This window comes from Mycobacterium kyorinense, from assembly GCF_001672775.1.
GTDB classification, from domain to species: Bacteria; Actinomycetota; Actinomycetes; order Mycobacteriales; family Mycobacteriaceae; genus Mycobacterium; species Mycobacterium kyorinense_A.
The window spans coordinates 15,221-33,582 of record NZ_LZKJ01000045.1; the positions used below are offsets into that span (position 1 = coordinate 15,221).

At 65.2% G+C, this 18,362-nt stretch carries 16 protein-coding genes and 1 tRNA gene; 5 read left to right on the forward strand and 12 right to left on the reverse strand.

Annotated features, from left to right (window positions below):
* Positions 1-33 precede the first annotated feature (33 nt).
* Together A5707_RS03565 and A5707_RS03570 are read left to right on the forward strand one after the other, a co-directional pair.
* Positions 34-876, forward strand: a complete 843-nt coding sequence (locus tag A5707_RS03565; RefSeq protein ID WP_065013193.1) for an acyl-CoA thioesterase II — start codon at positions 34-36, stop codon at positions 874-876.
* A gap of 136 nt (positions 877-1,012) precedes the next feature.
* On the forward strand, positions 1,013-2,410 hold the full coding sequence (locus A5707_RS03570) for a bifunctional lysylphosphatidylglycerol flippase/synthetase MprF (protein ID WP_065013143.1): 1,398 nt from the start codon (positions 1,013-1,015) through the stop codon (positions 2,408-2,410).
* 3 nt (positions 2,411-2,413) lie between these two features.
* Here A5707_RS03570 and A5707_RS03575 read toward each other — a convergent pair whose 3' ends face one another.
* From A5707_RS03575 to A5707_RS03615, 9 genes are all read right to left on the reverse strand, one after another.
* The gene (locus A5707_RS03575; protein WP_065013144.1) at positions 2,414-2,950 is read right to left on the reverse strand and encodes a DUF4190 domain-containing protein; all 537 of its coding nucleotides are present in this window, start codon (positions 2,948-2,950) and stop codon (positions 2,414-2,416) included.
* A gap of 35 nt (positions 2,951-2,985) precedes the next feature.
* Positions 2,986-4,650 (reverse strand): thiol reductant ABC exporter subunit CydC, encoded by a 1,665-nt coding sequence (gene cydC / locus A5707_RS03580; protein ID WP_065013194.1) that lies wholly within the window; start codon positions 4,648-4,650, stop codon positions 2,986-2,988.
* Entirely contained in the window at positions 4,637-6,250 is a 1,614-nt protein-coding gene (gene cydD, locus A5707_RS03585) for a thiol reductant ABC exporter subunit CydD (RefSeq protein WP_082969229.1), read from the reverse strand. The genes cydC and cydD overlap by 14 nt, the downstream gene beginning before the upstream one ends.
* Positions 6,251-6,303: 53 nt before the next feature.
* Entirely contained in the window at positions 6,304-7,344 is a 1,041-nt protein-coding gene (gene cydB, locus A5707_RS03590) for a cytochrome d ubiquinol oxidase subunit II (protein WP_065013146.1), read from the reverse strand.
* Positions 7,345-7,358: 14 nt separating this feature from the next.
* Positions 7,359-8,816 (reverse strand): cytochrome ubiquinol oxidase subunit I, encoded by a 1,458-nt coding sequence (locus A5707_RS03595; protein WP_065013147.1) that lies wholly within the window; start codon positions 8,814-8,816, stop codon positions 7,359-7,361.
* A 110-nt stretch (positions 8,817-8,926) separates the two neighbouring features.
* Complete coding sequence (locus tag A5707_RS03600) at positions 8,927-9,562, reverse strand: HdeD family acid-resistance protein (RefSeq protein WP_419866384.1); 636 nt, start codon at positions 9,560-9,562, stop codon at positions 8,927-8,929.
* A 23-nt stretch (positions 9,563-9,585) separates the two neighbouring features.
* A complete protein-coding gene (locus A5707_RS03605) occupies positions 9,586-10,917 on the reverse strand; it encodes an adenylate/guanylate cyclase domain-containing protein (RefSeq protein ID WP_065013148.1) in 1,332 nt (443 codons plus the stop codon).
* Positions 10,918-10,940: 23 nt separating this feature from the next.
* Positions 10,941-11,447: a DUF488 family protein gene (locus tag A5707_RS03610; RefSeq protein WP_065013149.1), complete on the reverse strand. Its 507-nt coding sequence runs from the start codon at positions 11,445-11,447 to the stop codon at positions 10,941-10,943.
* Complete coding sequence (locus A5707_RS03615; RefSeq protein WP_065013150.1) at positions 11,447-12,076, reverse strand: TetR/AcrR family transcriptional regulator; 630 nt, start codon at positions 12,074-12,076, stop codon at positions 11,447-11,449. The genes A5707_RS03610 and A5707_RS03615 overlap by 1 nt, the downstream gene beginning before the upstream one ends.
* Positions 12,077-12,136: 60 nt before the next feature.
* Between A5707_RS03615 and A5707_RS03620 the strand changes: the two genes are divergently transcribed.
* Positions 12,137-12,973: an alpha/beta fold hydrolase gene (locus A5707_RS03620; protein ID WP_065013151.1), complete on the forward strand. Its 837-nt coding sequence runs from the start codon at positions 12,137-12,139 to the stop codon at positions 12,971-12,973.
* A gap of 3 nt (positions 12,974-12,976) precedes the next feature.
* On the opposite strand, the gene A5707_RS03625 is transcribed toward A5707_RS03620, so the two are convergent.
* Positions 12,977-13,050, reverse strand: a tRNA-Leu gene (locus tag A5707_RS03625).
* Between the two features lie 112 nt (positions 13,051-13,162).
* Between A5707_RS03625 and A5707_RS03630 the strand changes: the two genes are divergently transcribed.
* Positions 13,163-13,798 (forward strand): ANTAR domain-containing response regulator, encoded by a 636-nt coding sequence (locus A5707_RS03630; protein WP_065013152.1) that lies wholly within the window; start codon positions 13,163-13,165, stop codon positions 13,796-13,798.
* Positions 13,799-13,874: 76 nt separating this feature from the next.
* On the opposite strand, the gene A5707_RS03635 is transcribed toward A5707_RS03630, so the two are convergent.
* Together A5707_RS03635 and A5707_RS03640 are read right to left on the reverse strand one after the other, a co-directional pair.
* On the reverse strand, positions 13,875-15,077 hold the full coding sequence (locus A5707_RS03635; RefSeq protein ID WP_197495235.1) for a lipid-transfer protein: 1,203 nt from the start codon (positions 15,075-15,077) through the stop codon (positions 13,875-13,877).
* Positions 15,074-15,514 (reverse strand): Zn-ribbon domain-containing OB-fold protein, encoded by a 441-nt coding sequence (locus A5707_RS03640; RefSeq protein ID WP_065013153.1) that lies wholly within the window; start codon positions 15,512-15,514, stop codon positions 15,074-15,076. The genes A5707_RS03635 and A5707_RS03640 overlap by 4 nt, the downstream gene beginning before the upstream one ends.
* Positions 15,515-15,678: 164 nt before the next feature.
* On the opposite strand from A5707_RS03640, the gene polA reads away from it, so the two are divergent.
* Entirely contained in the window at positions 15,679-18,342 is a 2,664-nt protein-coding gene (polA, locus tag A5707_RS03645; protein WP_156657540.1) for a DNA polymerase I, read from the forward strand.
* Positions 18,343-18,362 lie beyond the last annotated feature (20 nt).

The following is an 18,362-nucleotide window of genomic DNA, read 5'->3' on the forward strand; positions in this document are numbered from 1 at the left end:
TAGGCTTCAGCGGTGACCGACTTCGACGAGTTGATGGCGATCCTGGATCTTCGCTGCGTGGCCGACGATGTCTTCATCGGATCGCACGCCAGCAAGAATCCGCCTCGAACCTTCGGCGGCCAGCTCATGGCGCAATCGTTCGTCGCGGCCAGTCGCACCCTGACCCGCGATTTGCCGGCCAACGCGTTCTCCGTTCACTTCGTCAACGGCGGCGACACCGACAAGGACATCGAATTCCGGGTACTGCGGTTGCGCGACGAACGCCGCTTCGCCAACCGCCGCATCGATGTGACACAGAACGGCACTTTGCTGGCGACCGCAATGATCTCGTACCTGTCCGGCGGACGCGGCCTCGAGCACAACATCGAACCGCCCGATGTCGCCCAACCAGACGCTTTGACACCGGTCAAAGAACTGCTGCGCGGCTACGAAGACAAAGTTCCGTTGTTCGTCAACGCGCTGCAACCCATCGAGTGGCGCTACACCAACGACCCGTCGTGGGTAATGCGCGACAAGGGAGAACGGCTCGACTACAACCGCGTCTGGGTGAAAGCCGACGGCAAGCTGCCCGACAATCCCACCCTGCACACCGCGACAATGCTGTACTGCTCGGACACCACGGTGCTGGACTCGATCATCACCACGCATGGGTTGTCGTGGGGATTCGACCGCATATTTGCCGCCACCGTCAATCACTCCGTGTGGTTTCACCGCCAGGTCAATTTCGACGACTGGGTGCTGTACTCCACGTCGTCGCCGGTGGCGACAGATTCCCGTGGGTTGGGCACCGGCTATTTCTTCGATCGCTCCGGACAGCCCGTCGCCACCGTGGTGCAGGAAGGCGTCGTGAAATATTTCCCCAGCTCACGCGGATAACAAACCGAGCGGCGGCACACGGCAACGATCTGATTGCGACGCGCGCCAGACCAGTACAGCAATCGGCGTCGAAGCGTAGCGTTCTGGGTACTAACACCTAGACCGGAACGGCGACGTAGAGCAACCGGAGGTGTGTGTGAACCAGTCGTCGGTCGGCGTCGCCCCCAGCGTCCGCCCAAGCGAGCGGGTCGTCGTACACGTCGATTCGCCAGCGGCCCGCTGGATCGGCGCGTTTGCCCTGCTCGGCGCGACGTGCTGGCTGATTGCGATCGTTGTGCGCGAACACTTGCAGGCCGACTGGGAGCCTGCGGGCCGGCTGGCCTGGTCGCTGACAGTGCTGGCCGCAGTCACGCTGATCGCCCGTGGCATCTTCCTCGGCCGTCCCGTGACGGCCAAGCATGCAGCGGTTGCGGTCTTCATGTTGTTCGCCGGCATCGCCGCGCACGTGCTGTCCTTTGATCTGCTCGGTCACCTGCTGGTCGCCGGGACGGGGCTAGCGCTGATGTGGCCGACGTCGGCGCGCCCGCAACCGGCGGACCTGCCCAGGGTATGGGCGCTGATCCAAGCGACCGCCGGCGATCCACTCGCGCCGTTCGCCATGCAGGTGGGCAAGTGCCACCATTTCAGTTCGGACGGTAAGGCGGCGCTGGCGTACTGCACCCGCATCGGATATGCGGTCGTCAGCGGTGACCCGATCGGTGACGAAGCGCAATTTCCGGAACTGGTCAGCGATTTCGCGGCCATGTGTCACACCCGTGGTTGGCGGATTGTGGTGTTGTGTTGCAGCGAGCGCAAACTCGGGTTATGGAGCAACTCAGCCGCCCTGGGGCAGTCGTTGCGGGCCGTGCCGATCGGTCGGGATGTCGTTATCGACGTGCGCAACTTCGAAATGGTCGGCCGTAAGTTCCGTAATCTGCGCCAGGCCGTCAAGCGCACCCACAATTTCGGTATCACCACCGAAATCCTGTGTGAACAGAACCTCGATGCGCAGCAACTCGCCGAACTGACCGAAGTGCTGAAAGCGTCGCCCAGTGGCGCCCACACGGAGCGCGGGTTTTCGATGGCGCTCGACGGTGCGTTGGAAGGCCGCTATCCAGGGGTGCAGTTGATCGTCGCCAGGGACGCCGCGGGGCGTGTGCAAGGTTTCCACCGCTACGCTGTTGCCGGCGGCGGAAGCGACCTGTCTCTCGACGTGCCGTGGCGTCGACGCGGGTCCCCCAACGGAATCGACGAGCGGCTCAGTGTAGACATGGTCAATGCCGCGAAAGAGGCTGGGGCACAACGGCTATCGCTGGCGTTCGCTGCGTTCCCGGAGATCTTCGACGAAAAGCATCGCTCACGGACGCAGAGCATTTTCTACCGGCTGATTCACCTTGGTGACCCGCTGATTGCGCTCGAATCGCTGTACCGCTATTTGCGCAAGTTCCGTTCGCTGGGCGATCGGCGCTATGCGCTGGTGAGATTGACTCAAGTGGTTCCGCTGCTCTACGTGCTGATGTCGCTCGAGTTCATGCCGCGACGACGGCGGCTTTGAAACCTACGGGGTGGGCGGGGGAGTTGTCAGCGTGCCGCTGATGTGGTTCTGGACCTTTTCCCGGAACTGATCCGCGCACTGCTGCTGGCGGATTCGGTTCGAGCCGGCGTTCTCCAGGCAGTCGAAGTAGGTGTCGCCGCCGACGTCTTTCCACAGAGTCAGCCAGATCGGAATGAAGGCCAAGCCGACGACGATCGCCACCACACCCAGCGCGATACCGGCGATTGCCACCCCACCGTTGTTGGCCTGGCCGCGTTTTGCCCGCGACCACCCGAAAAACCCGACGGCCACCGCAGCGATTCCGAGGATGACGCCGCCGAAGACCGACCACACCATCGCCAACCCGACGATCGCCACCACCAGCGCGACAACGCCGAGCCCGTTTCGTGGCGTGACAGGGGGCGCTGGATAACCGAAATACGTGTGGCCGGGTGGCAGATAGCCGCCGGGCTGATATGGATATTGGTACGGCGTTCCGGTTTCCGTACTCTTCTCCGGCGTTTCGGGCCTCTCCGACGGTCCGTCGGGGAATTCGGTCATGGCTCGCTTTCCGGATCGGGCGGCGTGGACGACTCTCAGCCAGGGTACCTGCCATCGCCAACGGTCAGTTCGGCACAGTGCATGGCCTCAGGCAGGTGGTGGGTGGCCACCACGACGGATCGCTGTTGATCGATGAGCCCGCTGGTGGGATCAAGCAGAGCACGCAGAAGCGGTTCGGCATCAGCGGCATCGAGATGTTCGGTCGGTTCGTCGAGCAGTACGATTCGTGCCGGTGAGATCATGGCCCGGGCCAGCAACAGTCGCCTGCGTTGCCCCGCTGAAAGCGCCTGTGCTCCGCCGGCCAGTACCGTCGCCAAACCATCGGGCAGGCTGGTTACCCAGCCGTCGAGGCCGACCTGCCGCAGGACCGCGGCCAGCTCGTCATCTCGGCAGTCTCCCCGCGCGACCAGCAAGTTGTCCCGCACAGTCGTCGCGAAGATGTGCGCATCCTCAGCGAAAAAGCCGATCGCAGAGCGTAATTCAGGCTCAGCGATGCTGCCGAGGGGCACACCGTCGAGGGTGACGTCCCCGTGCAACGACGGCAGCAAGCCGGCAAGCGTCATCAGCAGCGTCGTCTTGCCGGAGCCGCTGGCGCCGGTGACGGCCAGTCTGGCACCCCGCGCAAGATCAATAGTCCAGGGGGGCGGCGCGCACGAGCCCGGGTGACCGCTACGCACGCCCACCGCAACGAGTCGCCCCGCCGTCGAAGCCGGCGGCGCAACCTCGGTGGCCCGGATAATCGGCGGCGCTGAGGGGAGCAGGTCGAGCAATCGTCGCGCGGCCAGCCGTGACCGCGTCAATTGGACGGCGGCGGCCGGTAGTGCAAGCGTGGCCTCGAAGGCCGACAACGGCAACAACATCAAAATGGCCAGTGTCGTCGGGGCGACGGTGGTGGCCATGCCGATACCTGCCACCGCAGCGCCGAGCACACTGACTCCGATCGCGGCGGTCGGCATCGCCTCGGCGACGGCGGCCGGTCTCGCCGCGGAGTCAACGGCGACGCCCCAATCACGCTGGCGCCGCTGAGACTCCGCGATAACGCCGGACAGAGTGCCCCCGACGCGCAGCTCAGCCGCGTGCTCCAGGGCTAGCATCGCTGACACGTTCCGGTCCGAATAATGCTGCCGCGCCAGGGTTTCCTGAGCTGTCGCCGCGCGTGCAGCCAACCAGGGTGCAACCACACCAACGAGGAGCAGACAGAACGCCATAATCGCGGCGGCAAGTACGGAGATGACCGCGACGACTGCCGTCGCCGCCACGGCCAGCACTGCCGCGACGCTGATCGGCAGCACCGCGCGGACCAGCGCGTCGCCCAACTGGTCGACATCGGCGCCCACCCGGGCAACCAGTTCGCCGCTGTGCAGCCGGGCCGCGGCTTCTGCCGGTCCGTGCGCCAGGCGATGATAGATCTGGGTGCGGGCGGTTCCCGCAGCGCGCAGTGCGGTGTCATGGCTGGCCAGCCGCTCGCAATAATGCAGTACCCCACGGGAAATCGCGAGTGTCCGCACCGCCACCACGGCGACCGACAGATCCAGCACGGGCGGCATCTGCCAGGCACGGGTGATCAGCCAGGCCGACACCCCGGCCAGCGCCAACGCGCTGGTCAACGAAAGCGCACCGAGTGCGATGGCCAGCAGCAGCCGCGCCCAGCGTGGGCGCAGCAGCCGTATCGCGGTCCGAAGTGGATCAGACGCGGGCATGATCCACATTCCTTTCTCGACTGACCTCGATGACTCGGTCGCCGATGCCGACGACCTGCTGGCGATGTCCGACGACCACCACGGTCGCACCGGCGCGGGCTCTTTCGACGATGGCCCGCAACACCGTGGCTTCGGTGGCAGCGTCGAGGTGGGCGGTGGGCTCGTCGAGCAGCAACACCGGCGCCACCGACCCCAGCGCACGGGCCAGGCCGAGGCGCTGCCGCTGTCCCAACGACAGGCCGACGCCGCCGCGTCCAATCACCGTGTCCGGACCGTCAGGCAGATCCGCCAACACCGCATCGAACCCCGATGCGGCGCAGGCGCTCTCACCATCCGGCAGGCGGCCGAACAGCGCCAGGTTGTCGGAGATGGTGCCAGGGACCAGTACTGGGCGCTGCGCCAGCCAGGACACTTGCCGCCACCATGCCGACGGGTCCAAATCGGTGACGTCGGTACCAGCCACGGTGACCCGGCCCGACGTGGGCGTGGTGAGACCCGCGATCACCTGCAACGTGGTGCTTTTGCCGACCCCGTTGGCCCCGGCCAGCACGGTCACCTGACCGGGCTCGATCACGGCGCTGAGTGCGCGCGGCGCTAAGCCGTCACGACCCGCAACACTGAGATCCTCGAGCCTGATCGACGCACCGCGGGCGATCACCGTGCGCGTTCCATGCACCGCGGCCGCGGATCTCTCGATCATCGCGAAGGCCTTGTCGGCCGCGGCGCGACCGTCCTGGGCGGCGTGGAACTCGACGCCAATGCGCCGCAGGGGCCAGTACACGTCGGGCACCAACAGCAACACCGTCAACGCCGCGGTGAGGCTGATTTCACCGAACACCAGCCGGAGCCCGATGCTGACGGCGACGACAGCCACGCCGAGCATGGCCAGCAGCTCCAACACCAACGCGGAGAGGAAAGCGATCCTCAGCGTAGCCATCGCCGAACGTCGGTGAGCTGCACCGAGTTCGGCAATGCGGTGCTCGGGGCCGCTGGCACGTCCGAGAGCGCGCAGGGTGGGAATCCCCGCGATCAGATCCAGCAGCCGGGCTTGCAGCGTGGTCATCGCGGCCAGAGCCGCCGCCGAGCGGTCGGCGGTGGCCAGGCCGATCAACACCATGAAGATCGGAATGAGTGGCAGCGTGATCAGCACTACCACCGCTGATTTGAGATCGTAGGCTCCCAGCACGATCACGCTGGCCGGGGTCAGGATGGCTGCCAGCAGCAACGCGGGCAGATATGCGGTGAAGTAAGGGCGCAAACCGTCCAGCCCGCGCGTCACCACCACTGCGGCGGCGTCGCGCTGCTCTGCTTGTTGTCTGGGTTCTCGCGCCGTCACCGCCGTGAGAACCTGACCGCTGAGGTCGGCGATCACCGCGCTGGCCCCGCGTTGGCCCAGCCGTGCCTGAAGCCAGTGCGCTGCAGTCCGAAGCGCCCACAACGCGGACAGGATCGACAGCGCCGGCGCCCACTGCACGAGGCTGCGTCCGGTCGGGTCGGTGATTACCCGAGCGACGATGTGCGCCAGCATGATCGCCGAGCCGATCGCGCAGGCGGAGATCACCACACCGCAGCACACGGTCGCCGCAAGGAAGCTGCGCAGCGGGGCGGACCTCCGCCACAATCGCGGGTCCAGCGGTGCCCGACTGCTCGTGCTCAGGATGCTCGCCTCACCAGCCCGATCGCCGGTGGTATCCGGTCAGTCGAAATGCGCTGGCGGAAAACCCAATACGTCCACGCTTGATACACCATCGCCAGCGGCGCAAAGATCACCGCAGCCCACGTCATGATCTTCAACGTGTACGGGGTGGAGGACGCGTTCTCGATCGTCACGCTCCACTGCGGGTTCAGTGTCGACGGCACCAGGTTCGGATACAACACGCCGAACAGCAACACCACCACTGCGGCGACGACCAGGCTGGCGCAGAAGAACGCCCAACCTTCACGTTTGCGGCCGGCCGCCAATACCACCGCTGCCAACTGCGCGACAACCGCGGCGGCCAACACCAGCCACGTCCAGCTTTTACCGTGAGCCAGTTGCGTCCAAATCCCGAAGCCGCCAACCAGCGCCGTCACCGGCAGCGACAGCCACCCCGCGATCCGCAACGCGTCGTCGCGGATCGCGCCCGACGTTTTCAGCGCGATGAACAGCGCGCCGTAGAACATGAACAGGCCCGCCGTCGCCAACCCGCCCAGCACCGTATAGGCGTTCAGCACATCGGTGATCGACAGGTGAACGTGGTGGTTGGCGTCCACCGGAAGGCCGCGGACCAGGATCGCGAATGCCACGCCCCAGAGCACTGCGGGCAGCCAGGAGCCGGCCGCGATCCCGAAGTCGGCCCAGCCGCGCCACTGGGTGTCGTCAATCTTGCCGCGCCACTCGATGGCTACTGCACGCAGGATCATGCCGAACAGGATCGCCAGCAGCGGCAGGTAAAGCGCGGAGAACACGGTGGCATACCAGCCTGGGAACGCGGCGAACATCGCACCGCCGGCGGTGATCAGCCACACCTCGTTGCCATCCCATACCGGACCGATGGTGTTGAGTGCGGTGCGCCTGTTTATCTCCGGGTCGCCGCTGCCCAGGCGGGCGAGTGGCTCCATGAGCATGCCCACACCGAAGTCGAAACCCTCGAGGATGAAAAATCCGAGGAACAACACTGCGAGCAAGCCGAACCACAGTTGGTGAAGTGCCACAGGTCAACTCCTCCCTAGTACGCAAATGACAGCGGCGCCACCTCGTCGGCGTCGGGTGGGCTCGGCGGCGCCGGTTCGGCGTCGTGTTCCTGCGGTCCTTCCACCACATAGCGTTTCAGCAAAAAGAACCAGATGACCGCCAGCACCGCATAAACAAGAGTGAACGTCACCAACGAGGTGACGACCATCCCAGGCGCATGGTTTGACACGCCTTCGGCAACGGTAAGGCGGACCTGTTGGTCGCCGGTGGGGTTAGGCACGACGATCCAGGGCTGGCGGCCCATCTCGGTGAACACCCAGCCGGCGCTGTTGGCCAAAAACGGTGCAGGAATGGTCAATAACGCCAGCCACGAGAACCACCGCTGATCGGGGATCCGGCCGCGGCGGGTCACCCACAAGGCGGTCAGCGCGAACAGCAGCGGGATCGCCAGAAAGCCGATCATCGCGCGGAACGACCAGTAGGTGACGAACAGGTTGGGCCGGTAGTCACCTGCGCCAAACCGGTCTTGGTAGTCGCGCTGAATATCGCGGACGCCGTGCAACGTCACGTCGTTGAATCGACCCTTGGCCAAAAACGGCAGCACGTACGGCACCTCGATGACGCGGGTCAGAGCGTCGCAGTTGTTTTGCCGGCCGACGGTCAGGATGGAGAAGTCGGGGTCGGTGGCGGTGTCGCACAACGATTCTGCCGACGCCATTTTCATCGGCTGTTGATGGAACATCAACTTGCCTTGCACGTCACCGGTGACGAACAATCCGGCCGCCGCCGCAAGCGCGACCCAGCACCCCATGATCGTCGCGGGGCGGTACATGGTGCGCGCATCCTCTGTGGCTGTTCCGTTGTGCGAGCGAACCATCCACCACGCGCACACCGCTGCGACGAACGTTCCACCGGTCAGCAACGCGCCGGTGACCGCATGTGAGACCGCTGCCTGGGCAGTGTTGTTCGTGAAGAGAGCCATAATGCTGTCCAGCTCGGCACGTTTGGTCTCCGGGTTATAGTGCGCGCCGACTGGGTGCTGCATGAACGAGTTGGCCGCAATGATGAAGAACGCGGACACGTTGACGGAGATCGCGACAATCCAGATGCATGCCAGGTGCACCAACCTGGGCAGCCTGCTCCACCCGAAGATCCACAACCCGATGAACGTGGATTCGAAAAAGAATGCGGCCAGACCTTCCATGGCCAAGGGCGCGCCGAAGACGTCGCCGACGAAGCGGGAGTACTCACTCCAATTCATCCCGAACTGGAATTCCTGCACGATCCCGGTCGCGACGCCAAGCGCGAAGTTGATCAAAAACAGCTTGCCGAAGAACTTGGTGAGCCGATACCAGGCGACGTTGTCCGTGACGACCCAGACCGTCTGCATGACCGCGATCAGCGGCGCCAGGCCGATCGTGAGCGGCACGAAGATGAAGTGGTAGACGGTGGTGATCCCGAACTGCCACCGCGATACGTCGACGACGTCCATCTGGCAACTCCCCACACTGCGGAGCGGGTCCCGCTACGACCAACTACGACGCAGTGTAGTAGCTGCGTGCGTGATGAGCTACCACTGTCGTGAAGGTCACGATGTGCTGGTCAGATCGCTCCGGACGGCTCACTGGAGATGGGTTGGCCAATCCCGCGGTTGAGTGCTTTGGATGCGCTGCGGATACCGAACGACGAGACGATCTCAAATACGCCGATGACGATCAGCCAGATGCCGACGACCAGTGTCAGGATCCACAGCGATTCGAAGGGCGATGCGATGACGACGATGCCGGCCAGAAGGCTGATCACACCAAGGAAGATCTGCCAGCCACGACCGGGCAGGACGGGATCGCTGATAGCTGAAATCGCCGTTGCCACACCGCGAAAAATGAAGCCGACGCCAATCCAGATCGCCAACAACAAAATCGCATAGCCTTCACCGAAGTGCCGGAAGCACAACACCGCGAGGACGAGCGATGCAGCCCCGCTGATGAATAGGAGTACTCGCCCGCCGGCCGAGATGTGCAGGCTGAACGCAAAGATCACCTGCGCGATCCCGGTGACGAGAAGATAAATCCCGAAAAGGACAGCGGCGATGAGGATGGAGTCTCCCGGTAGCAGCAGCACCAAAATGCCAAGGGCCAGCGCCAGAATGCCCGAGACCAACGTGGACTTCCACAAATGCGGCAACAAGTTTGGGACGGCGGTAGGTTGCATGTGCGAATTCTCCCACATCGTCGCCATTCCAGTGCCGGCTTTACGGGGCGTCAGACCTTTGCGGTCTGGGGTGCCTCAGCGTGTGTGCCGTCCAAACCGGCAGCAGGCTTACGGCCGGCGAGATACCAGGTGCGCATCACGCCTTTGCCCTTGACCTCGACCTCGCCGCGCTCCTCGAGCACGAAGTCATTTTTCAACCGCTGGTAAACCGCGTCGGGAACTTGGATCCGCCCCACGGAATCGGTCGACTCCATCCGGGACGCGACGTTGACCGCGTCGCCCCACACGTCATAGAAGAAGCGGCGGGAGCCGACGATGCCCGCCACCACCGGGCCGGTGGCCAAACCGATGCGCATCGGGACTGGGCAGCCATGCGGATCTTTGAGGTCGGCGACCGCGCTGGCCATATCCAACGCGAGTTGTGCCAACGCCTCCACGTGATCGCGACGCGGCCACGGCACCCCGCTGACCACCATGTAGCAGTCGCCGCTGACCTTGATTTTCTCCAGCCCGTACTTATCGACCAGCGCATCGAAGTCGCTGTAAAGCCGGTTAAGGAAGCGGATGACGTCCACTGGGGCGCTATCACTGGCCCGCTCGGTGAAACCGGCTATGTCGGCGAACAGAACTGAAGCCTCGTCGTATTTGTCGGCGATCACGTTGCGGGCCGGGTCCTTCAAGCGGGCCGCGATGCTGGCCGGCATGATGTTGGCCAGCAGCGCCTCAGAGCGGTCGTATTCGACTTCCATCGCTGCTTCGGCCCGGCCGATTTCGCGCAGCGCGTAGGCCAGTGTCACCACCACCATCACGCAAGCGGAGACCGTGGTGACGACGAAACCCATTGACTGCGCCCAGTGCGGCTGAATTCCGGTGTCGCGTGGAACCAAGAATTCCAAAGTGATCACCAGACCGGCGGCCAGAGCTGCCAGCGCCGAGGCCAGGATGATGTGCTCGATGCCGAGTTGGAGCACCACCAGGCAGGCTGCCACCAGGAAGTAGAACTGCAAGCCCGAAGCAGTGCCCACGTCCCAGCAGACGATGAATATCGACACATATGCCGTGCAGATAAAGGTAAGTGGCGCAACCAGTTCCCCGAAGCGGTGCAGCAGCGGAATCAGCGCAAAGATGACGGCGGCCGCCACATTGATCGCGGCGGTGCGCCACGCGCCGGGCACGGTCAAGAGCTCAAGAATCCCGAAGCCCCCGCTCACGAACATCGCGAGCATGGTGTTGATGTTGAGCACCCGGATTCGCCGTGCGGCGCTATCGACGTAGTGCTGGACGCGGGCGCGCGATTCGGCCCGCGCTGCTGCCACGCAGTTCGGCGATCGCGACGCGCCTGCTGTCATTGCCGGCGGCACGCCGCACTTCTTAGCCGCCACGCCAAAAGCCTAACAACCTCCGCTCAGAACTCCTCGGGAAATTCCTCGGTCAACCACTCCGACAAGTGATGTTCGGAAAGTGACCCATTGGGCATGATGTGCTGCACCAGCCGTCCATCGCGGGTGGCCAGGTCGGCGATCATCCGCCGGTGACAACGCCACCAGGTCGGTTCCCCGCACATGATCGCGACATTGCGGGTCTCGGCGTCTTGCAGCAGTTGCTGATATGCGGCGCGAAACGCCGGTGTACGGGTGTGAGCGGCGTAGTTGGCGAAGGACTGGTTTTCCCACCACCGATCTCGCGGAATCGGCGTGGTCGGGGGTTTGCGGCGCCCGCCCAGATCGGCCTCGTGGCGGTAGTCGATCCCCGCCTCGCCCAGCCAGTCCGGCATGACCTGCTTGGACACATCGGGGTTGCGGCGCGAGCCCGGAAAGCTGCGAACATCGACCAGCAGGCTGATGTCGTGTTGCCGCAGCGCCGCGGTCAGCTCCTCGGCGGTTTTGGCACCGTGGCCGATGGTGAACAGCACTAGGCCTGGGTGCCCTGGTCGGCCGCACAGCTAACTTGCACGGCCGCGTCGATGATCGCGTTGATGACGTCGGGTGTCGCACCGGTGCGGGTCCGCAGCGCCAGCGTATTGAGCGTGCCGGTGGCCAGGTGCGCCAACGCAGCGGGGGCCAGTGGTGCCAGCTCGCCGTCGCGCTCGGCCTGCTCGAAGCGGTCGGTGAAGAGCTGGGTGAACGCCTCGAAGGTCGACTCGATGACCACACGGACCTTTTCGTTATGGCGTGCCTCGGTGACTGCGGTGCCGATCAGAAAACACCCTCGCGGCCCGTCGTCGCCGGCCAGATACCAGCGCGTCGCACCCTCATAGACCGCGCGCAGCCCGTCGGCGAGCGGGCGTGGTTGAGCGAGCTCGTGCGCCAGCGCCGCCCGGCTGTCGTCCGCATACCGTGCCACGGCCTGGAGATACAGCGCTTCCTTGTCGCCGAACGCGGCGTAGATGCTCGGGCGGTTCATGCCCATCCCGCTGGCGAGCTCGTCGAGCGAAGTGCCCGCGTATCCAGCCCCCCAGAAGGTGTCGCGCGCACGGGCCAGCGCTAGCTCAGGGTCATAGGAACGGGGGCGGCCCCGGGGCTTGGGTTCCGATGTCGGCATTTTGTACCAATCCGCAAGCAATGCTGGTATCGGACCTTATTTTATACTACTTTGTACAAAATGACCTCATGTGAGATCGACGGTCGACGGGTGCACGTCATTGACCAGGGCAGCGGGGAAGCCGTCCTGCTGCTGCACGGCTATCCGCAGAGCTCGTCGTGCTGGCGTCATCAGATTCCGGAGTTAGCGGTGAACCACCGGGTCATTGCCCCCGATTGGCCCGGCTTCGGCCGCTCCGAACCGCCGCCGACGCCGCCCAGCTACGACGCGGAAGTAGCAAGAATCGAGCAGTTGGTGCAGGCGTTGGGGATTGAGCGCTTCAATCTCGTCGCGCACGACTATGGCGGGTTCCTCGGGCTTGGCTACGTCCTGCGATATCCCGAGCGGGTGCAGCGCTTGGCGCTGCTGAACACGCGGGGGCACAGTGTTTTTCGGCCTTGGTTCTACCGGTTCTCCCTCGCGCAGTGCTGGGCGGCCGCGCACGCGCCCGGTCTGCTCACGCGGCTGCCGCTGCGTCGCATTCACCACTACGCGCTGCGTCGCTACCGACGACTCGGCTGCTTCGACGCAATGTTGGAAAACGAATATCTCGGGTGGATGGACGACGCGCGCGGCAGAAGGACATTTGTCGAGTTCTTCGCGCACTATCACCTGCCGCGGATACCTCGGCTTGCAGATGGGCTCCCGAACATCAGCTGCCCGACGGCGATCATCTGGGGCGACCGCGATCCATACATTCCGTTGGACACCGCGCGCGAGCTGGCCGAGCGCATCCCACACGCCACCCTGACGCGGCTCGGCGAGGCTGATCACTACGTCATGGAAGAACGACCGAACGAGGTGACGACGGCGCTGCTCGGTCTTTTGGAAAGAACGCCGGCTGTGCGTCGGACGTGACGGTGCCCTCGGTGAGATTCGAACTCACACTGTACGGGTTTTGAATCCGTTTCCTCTGCCAGTTGGGATACGAGGGCATCTGCGGCAGGCAGTAACGCCGCCGGCATCCCACCATAGAGGATTGGGGCAGCTGCCTCTGCTCACAACCCCGCGGTCGTCGCTCACAGCGGCCCGCGACAGAATGTCGTCATGACCGGCTCAACGACGAATGTTGATGCTCCCGCTCCGCGCCGGGTGCTGATCGCCGAGGACGAGGCGCTTATCCGGCTCGACCTGGCCGAGATGTTGCGCGAAGAGGGCTACGACATCGTCGGCGAGGCCGGCGACGGCCAGGAAGCGGTCGAGTTGGCCGAACAGCTCCAGCCCGACCTGGTGATCATGGACGTGAAGATGCCGCGCCGCGACGGCATCGACGCCGCTTCGGAGATCGCCGCCAAACGGATCGCGCCGATCGTGGTGCTGACCGCCTTCAGCCAGCGCGACCTGGTCGAGCGAGCCCGTGACGCCGGGGCGATGGCCTACCTGGTAAAGCCGTTCACGGCCAGCGATCTGGTTCCGGCAATCGAGTTGGCGCTAAGTCGATTCAGCGAGATCAGCGCCCTGGAACGCGAAGTGGCGACGCTGTCCGACCGGCTGGAAACCCGCAAGCTCGTCGAGCGAGCCAAGGGCCTGCTGCAAGCCAAGCAGGGCATGAGCGAGCCGGAGGCGTTCAAGTGGATTCAGCGGGCCGCCATGGACCGGCGCACGACGATGCGCAAGGTAGCCGAAGTCGTGCTGGAAACCCTCGATTCGCCCAGTGAAAAGACTGGCCACTCCGAGCCCTGACGACCCGCGAGCGTGCGTAAACCCGGTGATGTGGCCGGCGTGTCGGCCGGGGACGCGCACGCTCGCGAAGAAACGCTCAGCGCGCCACGATTACCGAGGAGCCGTGGCCGAACAGGCCCTGGTTCGCGGTGATTCCGACCGTTGCGCCCTCGACCTGGCGGCCGGTGGCCTGGCCGCGCAACTGCCAGGTGAGCTCGCAGACCTGGGCGATCGCCTGCGCCGGGATGGCCTCGCCGAAGCAGGCCAGCCCGCCCGACGGATTGACCGGCACGCGACCACCGATCGTCGTCGCCCCGCTGCGCAGCAACTCCTCTGCCTCGCCCTTGGCGCACAGGCCCAGGTGCTCATACCAGTCCAGCTCCAGCGCCGTGGACAGGTCGTACACCTCGGCCAGGCTGACGTCTTCCGGCCCGATGCCGGCTTCGGCATAGGCGGCGTCGAGGATCTGGTCCTTGAACACCCGCTCCGGCGCGGGCACCACCGCAGTGGAATCCGTTGCAATGTCCGGCAATTCAGGCAGATGCTGCGGATAACGCGGAGTTACCGTGCTGACCGCACGCACCGACGGCACGCCGTCGAGCGAGCCCAGGTGCTCGCGGGCGAACTTGGCGCTGGCCACGATCACCGCCGCCGCACCGTCGGAAGTGGCGCAGATGTCGAGCTGGCGCAGCGGATCGGCGACCACCGGGCTGGCCAGCACATCCTCGACCGAGGATTCCTTGCGGTAGCGAGCATTCGGATTCTGCAGACCGTGCCGCGAGTTCTTGACCTTCACTTGGGCGAAGTCCTCGGCCGTCGCGCCGTAGAGATCCATCCGGCGGCGGGCCAGCAGTGCGAAGTACACTGGGTTCATCGCCCCGATCAGATGGAACCGCTGCCAGTCCGGGTCGTTCTTGCGTTCGCCGCCGACCGGCGCGAACGCGCCCTTCGGCGTGGTGTCCGCGCCGATCACCAGCGCGACGTCGCAGAACCCGGCCAGAATTTGCGCCCGGGCGCTCTGCAGGGCCTGAGATCCGCTGGCGCAGGCGGCATACGACGACGACACCGGCACCCCGTTCCAGCCCAGCTTCTGGGCGAACGTCGAGCCGGCGATGAAGCCGGGGTAGCCGTTGCGGATGGTGTCGGCACCAGCGACCAATTGGATTTGCCGCCAATCCAGGCCGGCCTCCGCCAGGGCGGCTCGGGCGGCAACCACACCGTATTCGGTGAAGTCGTTGCCCCATTTGCCCCAGGGATGCATGCCCGCACCCAGGATGTACACCGGGTCAGGCGTGGTCACGGGATCCTCCAGGCGTAGGTCAGGCGCTGCACGCCCTCGTCGTCGGTGAATAGCGGCATCGTCGTCAGTTCCATCTCCATGCCCACCTTCAGGTCGGCGGCCAGCGTGCCCTCGACGACCTTGGCAAGCACGATCAGACCCTCGTCGGCCAATTCCACCGCGGCGATCGCAAACGGTTCGAACGGGTCGGCCGCCGGGTAGGGCGGCGGCGGCGGATAGCGGTTTTCGGTGTAGCTCCACACCTTGCCGCGCCGCGACAACGCGACAGGTTCGAGAACGTCGCTGTCACACGCCGGGTTGGGGCAGTTGTTGGCTCGGGGCGGGAACACATAGGTGCCGCACTGCGGGCACTTGGCGCCGATCAGATGGGGCGCCCCGGACGCGTCGGTGGCGAACCAGCCGTCGATTGCCGGCTCTTGACGGATAGCTGTTGGCACCGAGCCAGCGTACCGACAACCACGGCAAAACTGAAACGTGTTGCAGTTTTACGGCGGCGGGCGCGGCGTCGGACCGGGTGCCTAGAGTTGAGGCCGTGAGCCCAGCGAAGACCGCGAGCAGGAAGGCACCGGCCGGTCCGGCCGCTGACGACAAGCCGACGTTGATGCTGCTGGACGGCAATTCGCTGGCGTTCCGGGCGTTCTACGCGCTGCCGGCGGAAAACTTCAAGACCGCCGGTGGGCTGACCACTAACGCGGTCTACGGGTTCACCGCGATGCTGATCAATCTGTTGCGCGACGAGTCGCCGACTCATGTGGCGGCCGCGTTCGACGTGTCGCGGCAGACCTTTCGCTCCGAGCGCTACCCGGAATACAAGGCCAACCGCTCGACGACTCCCGACGAATTTCACGGCCAGATCGACGTCACCAAGGAAGTTCTTGCCGCACTGGGCATTACCGTGCTCGCCGAGGCGGGCTTCGAAGCCGACGATTTGATCGCCACGTTGGCCACCCAGGCCGAAAACGAGGGCTACCGCGTTCTGGTGGTCACCGGTGACCGCGACTCGCTGCAACTGGTCAGCGACCACGTCACGGTGCTTTACCCACGCAAGGGCGTCAGCGAGTTGACCCGCTTCACCCCCGAAGCCGTGGTCGAAAAATACGGCTTGACACCCAAGCAGTATCCCGACTTCGCGGCTTTGCGCGGGGACCCCAGCGACAACCTGCCGGGGATCCCCGGAGTGGGGGAGAAAACGGCGTCGAAGTGGATCGTCGAATACGGGTCGTTGCAGTCCCTGGTCGACAACGTCGACAGCGTCAGAGGCAAGGTCGGCGACGCGCTACGCGCACACCTGGCCGGCGTGGTGCGCAACCGCGAGCTCACCGACCTGGTGAAAGACGTGCCGCTGGCCCAGACTCCCGACACGCTGCGGATGCAGCCGTGGGATCGCGACCAGATTCATCAGCTCTTCGACCAGCTGGAGTTCCGGGTGTTGCGGGACCGGCTCTTCGAAACCCTGGCCGCCGTCGAACCCGAGGTGGATGAGGGGTTCGACGTGCGCGGCGGCGCCCTGGAACCCGGCACCGTCGGACAGTGGCTGGCCGGGCACGCCGGCGACGGGCGCCGGTGCGGCCTTACCGTGGTCGGCTCACACGTCGCCTACGACGGCGACACCACCGCGCTGGCCATCGCTGCCGCCGACGGCGACGGCGGCTACATCGACACCGCCACACTGACACCCGAAGACGAGGCCGCGCTGGCCAGCTGGCTCGCCGACCACGACAAACCCAAGGCGCTGCACGAGGCCAAGCTGGCTATCCACGACCTGGCTGGGCGCGGCTGGACACTCAACGGCGTCACTTCCGACACCGCGCTGGCCGCCTACCTCGTCCGGCCCGGGCAGCGTAGCTTCACCCTCGACGACCTGTCGCTGCGTTATCTGCGTCGCGAACTGCGCGCGGAAACCCCTGAGCAGCAGCAACTTTCGCTGCTGGATGACACCGACGGCGTCGACGGGCAGGCTATCCAGACCGCGATCCTGCGGGCCCGCGCTGTTATCGATCTGGCTGACGCGCTCGACGCCGAGCTGGCCCGCATTGACTCGCAAGCCCTGTTGGCCGACATGGAACTTCCCGTCCAAGGCGTGCTGGCCGGCATGGAGGCCGCAGGCATCGCCGTCGACCTGGACCAATTGAGCGCGCTGCAAAGCCAATTCGGCGACCAGATCCGCGATGCCGCCGAAGCGGCGTACGCGGTGATCGGCAAACAGATCAACCTCGGCTCACCAAAACAGCTGCAAGTAGTGCTGTTCGACGAACTGGAGATGCCGAAAACCAAGCGCACCAAGACCGGCTACACCACCGACGCCGATGCGCTGCAATCGCTGTTCGACAAGACCGGACACCCGTTCCTGCAGCATCTGCTGGCCCACCGCGACGTGACCCGGCTGAAAGTCACCGTCGACGGGCTGCTGAATTCGGTTGCCGCCGACGGGCGCATTCACACCACGTTCAACCAAACCATCGCGGCAACGGGGCGTCTGTCGTCGACCGAGCCCAACCTGCAGAACATTCCGATCCGCACCGACGCCGGCCGCGAGATCCGCGACGCGTTCATCGTCGGAACCGGCTACGGCGAGCTGATGACCGCCGACTACAGCCAGATCGAGATGCGCATCATGGCTCACCTCTCCCAGGACGCCGGGCTCATCGAGGCGTTCCGAACTGGCGAGGATCTGCACTCCTTCGTCGCATCCCGGGCCTTCGGAGTTCCGATCGACGAGGTCACCGGCGAGCTGCGCCGGCGAGTCAAAGCCATGTCGTACGGGCTGGCCTACGGGCTGAGCGCCTACGGCCTGTCGCAACAGCTGAAAATCTCCACCGAAGAGGCCAAAGACCAGATGGACGCCTACTTCGCCCGGTTCGGCGGCGTGCGCGACTACCTGATGGCGGTTGTCGACCAGGCTCGCAAGGACGGCTATACCTCCACGGTGCTCGGCCGCCGGCGCTACCTGCCCGAACTGGACAGCAGCAATCGTCAGGTGCGCGAGGCCGCCGAGCGGGCCGCGCTCAACGCGCCGATCCAGGGCAGTGCCGCCGACATCATCAAAGTGGCGATGATTCACGTCGACAAAGCGCTCACGGACGCCGGCCTCGCATCACGGATGTTGCTGCAGGTGCACGACGAACTGCTGTTCGAGGTCGCCGACGGGGAGCGGGAGCAGTTGGAAGCCCTGGTGCGCGACCAAATGTGCGGCGCCTACCCGCTTGACGTGCCGCTGGAGGTATCCCTGGGCTACGGCCGCAGCTGGGACGCGGCGGCGCACTGAGCAGGGCGAGTTTGGCCAGC